This window comes from Methanospirillum hungatei, from assembly GCF_020216685.1.
Lineage (GTDB): Archaea > Halobacteriota > Methanomicrobia > Methanomicrobiales > Methanospirillaceae > Methanospirillum > Methanospirillum hungatei_B.
The window spans coordinates 1-10,124 of record NZ_JAIWNS010000189.1 but is presented as its reverse complement, the minus strand read 5'-3'; the positions used below and the strand labels follow the sequence as shown (position 1 = coordinate 10,124).

Below are 10,124 nucleotides of genomic sequence, written 5' to 3'. Positions count from 1 at the left end.
ATCATACCGCCGCGATGATTTGCAAGAGCCACAATCTCTTTCGCAAGTTGCTCAGGTCTCACATCATCTCGCTTGAACTCGACTCCTGAGTTCTCACCATGAGAGATTATCTCCAGCAGATCTTTTGTGAGCATGTGACTTCATTTTACTTTGTTTTTCTTCTTCAAAATATCCCCGTCTAAAAAAACGTACTCTTTTATAGAAGGCATGTTAAAATCCCACTCAGAATGAGTATGGATATTTCAATACAGAGATCAGAAGGTCCGCTCACGCTTATTTTATCCGGAAGAATGGATGGATTTGGTGCCCAGCAGGTAGCGGAGGCGATCCGAAATGATCTCCGCGAGAGTGATCGGGAGATAATTTTTGACCTTGGCGGGGTCGATTATATCAGTTCAGCAGGTCTCCGGGTGTTTCAGGAAGTTTACCGGAAGATCCATGAACGCAAAGGAACGGTTTCTCTCTGTCAGGTTGGTGAATTTACCCAGAAAGTTCTGAAGATGGGTGGTTTTCTTCAGGCATTTCAGATCTACCCCACACTGCATGAAGCACTGACCCATAGTAGTACCAGACCGGCAGGTAATGCAGAGACAAATGGCATTTTTACTGCAACACACCTGACCACAGGTCCGGTTCATCTCAAGGTCAGGGGGAATATTTCACGGGTTGCTGCCGGAGAGGTAATGGTGCAGGATTTCATGAAAATTCCCTATGAAAAGGGTCGGTATAGTGTAGGTATTGGTGCAATAGGTACTGATGGATCGACCATCTCTGACCTTGCCGGTGAGATGATGGATTTATCCGGTTCTGTCATCTGGGTGCCGGCGGACGGGAACAAGACTCCTGATTTCATTACCAGCGATATCATAGAGGCCGGTGATCTCATCCAGTCAGGGCTTTTTCAGGTATCCTATGACGGTTCGATGCATGCTGTTCTGACGATTGAAAACCTCATAAAACCGGTCAGCCTGCAGACCCTGTATGAAGAAATATTCCGGTTTGCAGAGAAAACCTGGCCCTCATGGGGGGGTATCTGCTTCGTCACCTTCCAGGCAGGTATTGAAGGAGTGTGCAGCTCTGACATTACTTCCTCACTCGTCAGGGCAGCAGAAAAGAAGCAGTCAGAAGGGACCCGCCCTGAAGAGCACAAGTCACTCTATTATATTCCAAGGAAGGATAATCTCCTGGATACTGTCTCCGTCGATGTGCTTGATCCACAGTACCGTGGCGAAACCCTTCTTGGATGCGGATACATCGTGGATATTCCAAAATCCAGGGAAAAGTTTCCTGAAGATCTTCTGAAAAGAATTACCCTTCTTCCAACCCCGTCTCATCCCTCACAGCTCTACGCACACCTCTGTGGAGCCGTGATGCATGATATCCCGTGGAATCCTGAATCTGATATGGAGGCCCGGATAACCGATGGACTATTGAAAGGCTCCCTTTTGGCGATGCACCGGCTTTTAGGCGTCACCATGATCAGACGTGCGACCATTGCGATTGCACCGGTAACTGATATCATCCCGGTTCAGGGTTCCTGAGTCGTTTTTATGATTGTATCCATCCGGCAATACCTCATTTTTTACATCATTCTCATTATTGCCCTCGTTCTTGCCGGAGTATTACCGATCAGTTATATCAGGGCAACGGAAGATGTCATCAGGGAACATGCCATAATAGAGGCATATACTGAGCATACATTGATCGAATCGGTTCAGCTGGTAAATAAGGGACTGGATCTGATTGACAGTTCTTTAAATCCGGTTATGGAAGAGATGCTCTCTACCTATCTTGAAGAGTATACGAGAAGCGGTCAGGATCCTGGGGCGATGGATCTTCTCTCACTGAAAGAATGGTTCAGTCAGCAGACAAATGCAACGGTTGATCTCTATGTGTTTAATGAGGACGGGATCATTTTGTATACGACAGAGCCTGCAGTAAAGGGGGTAGACTTCAAAAATTACCCTGAATTTTATAGTGCACTCAAACAGCACATGAAAGGCAGCACCCCGGCCATGGATCGGGTGGTCAGATCAGTTCAGAATCAGAGTGATCTCAAGGTCCTTGGAGATCTCAGGAAGTTTGCATACATCCCGACTCCTGATCACCGGTATGTTCTTGAGATTGGTCTTTTATCTGATGCTTTTGCAGATATCAGGTCTGAATTCTCGTACCAGTATATGGTCGGACGGATATGGGATGAAAACCCGGATATTGATGTTCTTGAGATCTATGATATCTGGGGAAACCGGGTCGCGGTCTGGAGTTCAGATCAGAATATCTCTGAAGAGGTACTCCCCCTCCCCTCCGATGATATCACACAAGCTCTCAGGTCACGATCAGGTACATCATTTGGCTCCCCGGTACAGGGGGATCGCACCACCATTTTATTCATCGATCTGAAAAACCCACAGGCACTGTCTGATGATAGTATCGTCGCGGTGATCAGGTACGGAGACCGGCTGAAAGAACAGCTTGAGATGCTGCTGTTTCAGTATATCCTGTTTGGAATTGTAGGGATCGGTTCAGGTATAATTCTGGCACTTTTGGTATCTAAGCGTATTTCAGCTCCGATTCGGGAGATTGTTACCGACGTGCACCAGATAGCAGACGGGGACCTGGATCATACAATCAGAAGCATGCACACCCTTGAATTTACCGAACTTGAGACCAGCATGAACCTGATGATCCAAAAGATCAAGGAGTACAGTGAGGAGATTGAACGAAAACGTTCAGAGATGCTTGTTGCATCGAAGATCCAGCAATCGATCATCCCTGCATCATTTCCGGTTCCGGAAGGCTTTGATATTGCTGCGATAACCATTCCGGCTCTTGAAGTCGGTGGGGATTTTTATGATATCTTTTCAAGGCATGATACCTCAGTCACCCTTGTGCTTGCTGATGTTGCAGGAAAAGGGGTGCCCGCTGCTCTCTTCATGGCACTCTCCCGGACCATCATAAGGATACTCACCCGCTGGCCCGGCTCCCCGGCAGGTATCATTCGGTCATCAAACTCCATCTTTATCGAGGACTCCGGTTCAGTGAGTTTTGTAACCCTGTTTTTCGGAGTCCTTGATGCTCAATCCTGTATACTCCGGTATGTCAATGCAGGACACAATCCCCCGGTACTGTACAGGGCTGAGAGGAACCTTTCAACTCTGGAACCAACCGGTCCGGTGATCGGTCTTTTGGACGATCCTGATTATAGTGAGGGTTCAGTCATGCTCTCATCCGGCGATGTGCTTGTCATCTATTCAGACGGGGTGACTGAAGCGATGGATCCTGATGGGAAGTTATTCACTGAAGAACGGCTGTACGAAGTGATACAGCAGCACCATCTCTCTTCTGCAGAAGGACTGATGCAGGCAATCGTTCTGGCGGTTCGGACATTTGCCGGTACAGCACCCCAGTCTGATGATCTCACGCTGATTGTTGTGAAGAGATGATGGATGACAGGGTGGGAAAATACACAGGACTCCCTTTTTCCCGTTTAAGGTGCTTAAATGGGCTCTTTTTTTGAAAGGCGCATTTAAAACACTTAAAATAATCTTCACATAGTGGCTCGCTATTGCCCGATCTCTCTCTGGGCCGAACATTGGTGCACCCTGTTTTCACAAGTGAATAGCGGCCCGCTATGTGTCTGCGATTTAGGTCCTTTTTGTAAAATAAAGAATTATTTGAAGGCTTTGTGTCACCCTGCACTACCCTTTATAAAAAAGGGGTGTTCTGGGCTTTATTCAGGGGTATTTTGGATATGATATACCCTTGGAAGGAACTGCAGGGATTCGGGTGGCGTGATCCTGATCCACATGCCCTCATTTGGCTATTTTCAGGTTTAGGGTCTTATTTTTGTCTTATTGGTTGCATTCTCTGCGATATATCCGGCCATAACGCTCATGATAAGGATCATGAGATATCGAAGCCCGATCTCCCCGATATAGGTGGAGATATCCATGCCATTCAGAGGGAGGAGGATGCCAAGATCAAGAATCCAGTTGATGATAAGCCATATTGCCCCGATCATCCAGCCGTTTCTGACATACTGGTCTGATATCTCAGAAAAGAGCCTTATAAGCAGTATCGCACCAATGGCCCCTCCGGTGACGATCATGACCGTCTTAAAAAAATGCACATCGACCAGGAGTGTTCCCTCCGGTGAATAGAAGGGAATTGCGATGATAAAGGGAACCAGCCAGACAAGAATGCCGTATAGGATTGTTTTCACTGTGAAATTCATCTTCAGATATGTATCATCCTGATCCAATAAAGGATGAGAGTCTCCGGATGGGAAGACTTTTTAAAAAAAGCCTGTCATATCTCATGGCAGCCATCTGGTTCTCCTATTAGAGTATCATGCGAATCTTTCTGAAATACTTTCGAAATATTCGCTTAAACTATAAAGTGCATTTTTGAGTGCACGCCTTGGAATATTCTTCTTTATTTTGATTATTCCAAGACGTTCAGCAACGCACTATAGGTATCAACACTAATGATGTACAGACATGTCACTTGATACGCTCCGTTTATCTATCGAAGAAAAAGATCGTGCAATTATCACCCTTATAGCAGAACGAATGAGTATTGTAGAGGAGATTGCCAGAGAAAAAGAGAGGCAGGGTCTTCCGGTCAGGATCCCTGATCAGGCCAATGCAGTCCTTGACCGGGCAACAATCGAATCCAATAATCTCGGTCTTGACCCGGCACCCGTCCGGGAGATATTTCAGATACTGGTGAGGATGAGCGAGGAGTTTCAGGAGCAGTGGCGGAAGAAAAAGGAGGAATAATTTAGAATAACTCCATCAGGATGATGGCTGCAAAGAAGAACATGATACATCCGATGATTATCCGGATAACTCTCCTCTGCTCTAACCTGAACTCATTCACCCGCTCCGGAGGCAGGCCCCAGGCAACCAGGGCAATGATGATGAGAAGCGGAAGGATGAATGCAAAGTTGTAGATAAGCAGGTATCCAAGCCCTCCGCTCACATCGGTCCGGAGAGATATCATCGACAGAATGGCAAGGTATATTCCGCCGGTGCAGGGAAGTTCAAACATCCCGACCAGGATTCCAAGGACAAATGCCGACGGGACGGTTGACTTTTCAATATACCGGCTTATGACTCCTTTTCTTCCCTCGGGAATTGCAAGTGAGGGGCCCTTCCCCGGATAAAAGGCATCCTTTATCATCAGAATGCCTGCAATGATGGCAATCATCGCTGCCACGAAGGAAAATCCTTTGACCATCCCGGTTGTTTGAATTGCCGTGAAAATCCCTACTCCGGAGAGGAAGTAGAAGAAGAAGACCGCCGCTGAGTAGACAATTCCTGCCAGGATCATCTTCTGTCTGCTGCCAAGGCTCATCAGGTAAATCAGGAGGATGACCAGGACTGCAAAGGCACAGGGATTGATCCCGTCAAGAAGTCCTGCTCCGACAATCAGGGGGATGCTGATACCCGTCCTGTCTGATTTTGATTGTGACGGCAGGGAAAATTGCGGGAGTGAGGGGAGAGAAAATCCTTTCGTATTCAGTTCCGCATATCCCTTCACCAGCGGTTCAAAATTTTCCTCAATGGCATAAGTTCCTTCAAGCACGGCATTTCCCATGAAGATGACCGGGACCGCTGCATACTGCCGGTTATACTGTGCTTTATAGGTTTCAAACAGTTCCCTGTTTTCGGTACTATTAAACAGGTCATGGTATGCAATTACGATCCCAGGGTTTTCAGACCGGTATTTCTCAAGAAACGCCAGGGCACTGTGGCATGCACCACAATGGGTATTGTAGAAAAACTGGATGGAGAGGTTTTCTGCGGTGGTATTTCCATCCTGTAGAATGGTGAGATAGGCTGCATCCTCGCTTATATCTGTCCCGTTTCTGAGATATACCGAGCCACAGACCGGGCCGGTCAGAGATCCCAGTAGCATCAGGATCAGAATGCAGGCACGAAAATACGTCTGATGTGTCGTCGTAGCCTTCACACCTCGTCAATTCGGTCGGTGATCATGGTCCCGACTCCTTCAGCGGTGAAGAGTTCCATGATCAGATTGTGAGCCAGGTTACCATTGATGATATGGGCATAGGGAACACCACCATGGAGGGCACGAAGAACCGCAAGCACTTTAGGGATCATTCCTTCGGACACGACGCCAGATGCGATCAGTTCCTCGGCATCCTGGGGTGTCATCCGCCGGTAGACCTCGGTCCGTTCACGGTTCATAATACCATCCACATCTGTCATGCTGATAAGTTTGTGTGCACCAAGAGCGATGGCAACTTCTCCGGCAGCGGTGTCTGCATTGATGTTCAGATCATTGCCATTCCGGTCGATGGCAAGCGGTGAGATGACCGGGATGAACTGGTTGTCAAGGAGCGTGTGAAGGAGAGCCGGCCGAATCTCTTCTATCTCTCCGACATGTCCGAGATCAACCTCCTCCTCCCGGTTTTCAACCCTGATCTTCTGCCGGTCCATCTTTCTTGCGATGATAAGGTTGGCGTCATTCCCGGAGATCCCAACCGCACGCCCCCCTGCACGGGAGACAAGGGAGACAATCTTTGAATTTATCTTGCCGACAAGGACCATCTGGGCAACTTCAAGGGTGTCATCATCGGTGATCCGAAGGCCGGATACAAATCTAGGCTGTTTCCCCATGGCCTTCATCTTCTCGGTGATTTCAGGACCTCCCCCGTGAACGATCACGCATTTTATTCCGACCAGCTGAAGGAGGACAACATCACGGATGACGGTGTCCATGATGCAGGTATCAACCATGGCATGCCCGCCCAGCTTGATGACCATACTCCTCCCATGGAACTTCTGGATGTAGGGCAGTGCCTCCATCAGGACGTCTTCACGCTTCATGTGGTGTACTTCCCGTTAATCTCAACATATTTTTCAGTCAGATCGCAGCCCCAGGCGGTTGCATTCTCGCTTCCAAGGGCAAGATCCAGTTCAATCCTGACCTCACCCCCGGAGAGGGCTGCTTTTGCCTGGGAGAGATCGGCCGATATGGTCCCCCGGTCACATACCTGAGCCCGGATGTTCCGGTTTGAAATCCAGCATGAGACGATATCGGGATCTATCTCTGCACCAGAGCGCCCGGCTGCGGCAACGATACGACCCCAGTTTGGATCCTCTCCGTACACTGCCGTCTTGACCAGGGGAGATCCGACAATGGTCCGTGCGATGAGGTCTGCATCATCCTCTGTCAGGGCATTTCTGACAACCACCTCGATCATCTTGGTCGCTCCCTCTCCGTCTTTTGCGATATGCTTCCCAAGGATGGTGCAGCACTCCTCCAGCGCTTTGGTAAACTCATCCTTTGAGACCTTTCCTGCTGCTCCGGTGGCGGTACAGAATACCACATCATTGGTGGAGGTATCACCATCGACGACGACCCGGTTAAAGCTCCGTCTGACCGCACATTTCAGGGCGTCCTGCAGATCCTGCTGGCTGATCTCTGCATCGGTGTATACATATCCGAGCATGGTCCCCATATTGGGGGCGATCATACCTGATCCTTTGCATATACCTCCGATGACAAATCCGTCCCGTTCCACAAGGGCGTGTTTTTCGATAAGGTCAGTGGTCATGATGGCCCGTGCAGCCGCAATCTCTGCATCAGGCCCGTGAGACATCATCGGAGCAATACGGGAACACTGGTCCCGGATCAGGGGCAGGTTCAGGTACCGGCTGATAACCCCGGTACTTGCAACACCGACGGTCTCCGGCTCAACACCCAGATACTCACCGGCGATTGCTGCCATCTCCATGGCATCTGATATTCCCTGCTTTCCGGTCAGGGCGTTCGCGCATCCGCTGTTTGTTATGGTGGCGGTCAGGTACCCCTTCTTCATCCGCTCACGCATGAGAATGATGGGGGCTGCGCACGCCTTATTCATGGTAAATGCAGCTGCGGCGGTTCCTTCTGCCTCAATAAGTGCAAGGCCGAACTTGCCTTCCTTGATTCCTGCTGCTTTTACCCCTTCTATTGCACAAATCGACTGCATCTTATGCATCCTTCTCACCAGCCAGGGACCAGACGATATCCTCACGGGTGATTATTCCAACCAGCCTGTTTTGTTCGGTAACACAGAGCCGATCGATCTTCTTCTCAAGCATCCGCTGTGCTGCGGTCTCGATGTCATCATCAGGAGAGATGGTGATCACCGGTTTACTCATGATATCTGCTATCTTCTTCTGTCTGATATCGGTCAGAGCCTTCTTCGTATGTTCCCAGTTGATAAATTCCCTGACCGGCAGTTCGATGATCTCAAGGGGTGACGGGAGCCAGAGATCATCAGAGGGCCCTTTTGTCATGAGGAGCTGTATGATGTCTGTTTCGGTGACGATACCGACGAGAAAATCTCCCTCCAGGATAGGGATTCCACCAATCTTTCTGCTGCGCATTACTCCGGCAACATCGGCGATTGAGTCGCCTGCCTTACAGGTCACCGGGTCTATGGTCATTGCATCGCGAACAAGCATATTTTCTCCATCAGGGAAGCATTCCCGGGTTCATAAGCCCGAGTGTCTCGTCCCATCCGCACATCAGGTTCATATTCTGTATTGCCTGGCCACTCGCTCCCTTCACCAGGTTATCAATCACCGAAACCGCGACAACCCGGTTCTCTGATGCTTCGACCATCAGATCACAGAAGTTGGATCCCCGGACAGCATTGAGGGATGGCCGCTGGTACCTGACAAATGGTTCGTTCCGGTAAAAGTTCTGGTATATCTTCTCCACTTCTTTCTGCTCAATCGGTTCATCAAGCAGGATATGAGCGGTGGTCAGGATGCCCCGGTTCACCGGAAGCAGATGAGGGGTGAAGTAGCACCGGGCCGGTGATCCAAGGTATGCAAGCTCCTGTCTCATCTCGGCAAGGTGACGGTGGCTCGTCCATTTATATGCCGTCAGGTTATCCCCGACATTGGGGAAGTGGGTTGTTGCTGAGGGACTGTCACCGGCACCGGAAACCCCGGTTTTTGAGTCATAGATGACGGTATGTGCCTTCTTTGCCAGGGGAGCTGATGCCAGGGTTGCCCCGGTCGGGAAGCATCCGGGGTTTGAGACAAAGGATGCATTTCTGCAGGCATCCCGGTGTAATTCACACAGCCCGTACGGAACTTCCTTCCATGCGGTATGGGGTGTCCCGTACACTTCCTCAAAGACTGCTTGTGGGAGCCGGTAATCTGCAGAGAGGTCAATTATTTTTATTCCCCGCTCCATCAGATCCGGGACATATGCCATGGCAGCGGTATGGGGGACTGCCAGGAATGCGATATCCGTATCAAGGGCCGAAATCTCCGGATTTTCAAAGATAAGGTTACAAAATCCCTTCAGATGGGGATGCTGGCTTGTCACCGGTTTTCCTGCCAGCTGCCGGGATGTTGCGACATCAATGGTCACATGAGGGTGTGATTGCATCAGTCGGATCAGTTCGCCACCGGTGTATCCGGAAGCGCCGATGATTGCAGCTTTCATAGAAGAGTTTCTCACTTTTTAATGGCTTAATACTATCATTATTCAGGCTGATTTGCGTTTGATTCTTAAATCATCCTGAAATGAGCATAGTTCCCGGTAGGATGAGGTTAGCATTTTTGCCTTCCTTCCTAAATGTGTACGTGTCATGAGTGATCCGGCAGCCCCGATAGAATCCGGGCAGAAGGGAAATACGGAGAAACCTGGGAAAATAACGCCGGCGATGCAACAGTTTTACGATGCAAAAAAGCAGTACCCGGACTGTGTCATCTTCTTTCGAATGGGTGATTTTTACGAGACATTCTGTGAGGATGCACAGATTTGTGCCAGAGAACTTGATATCACCCTGACCTCACGGGGCCGGATGCCGGACGGTCAGGATATCCCGCTTGCAGGGGTTCCGTACCATGCAGTGGATACCTACCTGTCCCGCATGATCAGTAAGGGATATAAAGTCGCTATCTGTGAACAGGTCGAGGATCCGAAAAAGGCAAAAGGGATAGTCAAAAGGGCGGTCGTCAGAGTCGTCACACCAGGAACCGTCATCGATGCCGCTCTTCTCTCAACCGAACAGGCACGATACCTGATGGCGGTGTATCCTGACCAGAAAAAGAAACGGTTCGGTCTCTCTTTTATCGATATAT

At 49.4% G+C, this 10,124-nt stretch carries 9 protein-coding genes and 1 pseudogene; 4 read left to right on the top strand and 6 right to left on the bottom strand.

Annotated elements, in window-relative coordinates:
- The first annotated feature begins 233 nt into the window (after positions 1 to 233).
- Entirely contained in the window at positions 234 to 1,541 is a 1,308-nt protein-coding gene (locus LDL35_RS11720; RefSeq protein WP_304022602.1) for an STAS domain-containing protein, read from the top strand.
- Between the two features lie 9 nt (positions 1,542 to 1,550).
- Positions 1,551 to 3,446: a SpoIIE family protein phosphatase gene (locus LDL35_RS11715; RefSeq protein ID WP_304022600.1), complete on the top strand. Its 1,896-nt coding sequence runs from the start codon at positions 1,551 to 1,553 to the stop codon at positions 3,444 to 3,446.
- A 389-nt stretch (positions 3,447 to 3,835) separates the two neighbouring features.
- On the opposite strand, the gene LDL35_RS11710 is transcribed toward LDL35_RS11715, so the two are convergent.
- Entirely contained in the window at positions 3,836 to 4,225 is a 390-nt protein-coding gene (locus tag LDL35_RS11710; RefSeq protein ID WP_304022599.1) for a hypothetical protein, read from the bottom strand.
- Positions 4,226 to 4,502: 277 nt separating this feature from the next.
- Between LDL35_RS11710 and LDL35_RS11705 the strand changes: the two genes are divergently transcribed.
- Positions 4,503 to 4,784 carry a chorismate mutase gene (locus tag LDL35_RS11705; RefSeq protein ID WP_304022597.1) on the top strand — a complete coding sequence of 94 codons (282 nt, stop codon included), beginning with the start codon at positions 4,503 to 4,505 and terminating at the stop codon, positions 4,782 to 4,784.
- A 1-nt stretch (position 4,785) separates the two neighbouring features.
- Here the strand turns inward: LDL35_RS11705 and LDL35_RS11700 are convergent, their stop codons facing one another.
- Genes LDL35_RS11700 through argC form a run of 5 tightly spaced genes read right to left on the bottom strand, consistent with a single transcriptional unit; the run spans position 4,786 to position 9,483 of the window.
- A complete protein-coding gene (locus LDL35_RS11700; RefSeq protein WP_304022595.1) occupies positions 4,786 to 5,925 on the bottom strand; it encodes a cytochrome c biogenesis protein CcdA in 1,140 nt (379 codons plus the stop codon).
- Between the two features lie 50 nt (positions 5,926 to 5,975).
- Positions 5,976 to 6,860: an acetylglutamate kinase gene (gene argB, locus LDL35_RS11695; protein WP_304022593.1), complete on the bottom strand. Its 885-nt coding sequence runs from the start codon at positions 6,858 to 6,860 to the stop codon at positions 5,976 to 5,978.
- A complete protein-coding gene (gene argJ / locus LDL35_RS11690) occupies positions 6,857 to 8,008 on the bottom strand; it encodes a bifunctional glutamate N-acetyltransferase/amino-acid acetyltransferase ArgJ (RefSeq protein WP_304022591.1) in 1,152 nt (383 codons plus the stop codon). The genes argB and argJ overlap by 4 nt, the downstream gene beginning before the upstream one ends.
- A 1-nt stretch (position 8,009) precedes the next feature.
- Positions 8,010 to 8,486 (bottom strand): CBS domain-containing protein, encoded by a 477-nt coding sequence (locus tag LDL35_RS11685; protein ID WP_304022589.1) that lies wholly within the window; start codon positions 8,484 to 8,486, stop codon positions 8,010 to 8,012.
- A 10-nt stretch (positions 8,487 to 8,496) separates the two neighbouring features.
- Positions 8,497 to 9,483 carry an N-acetyl-gamma-glutamyl-phosphate reductase gene (gene argC / locus LDL35_RS11680; RefSeq protein ID WP_304022587.1) on the bottom strand — a complete coding sequence of 329 codons (987 nt, stop codon included), beginning with the start codon at positions 9,481 to 9,483 and terminating at the stop codon, positions 8,497 to 8,499.
- 145 nt (positions 9,484 to 9,628) lie between these two features.
- Between argC and LDL35_RS11675 the strand changes: the two are divergent.
- A pseudogene (locus tag LDL35_RS11675) lies at positions 9,629 to 10,124 on the top strand (DNA mismatch repair protein MutS); the annotation flags it as partial.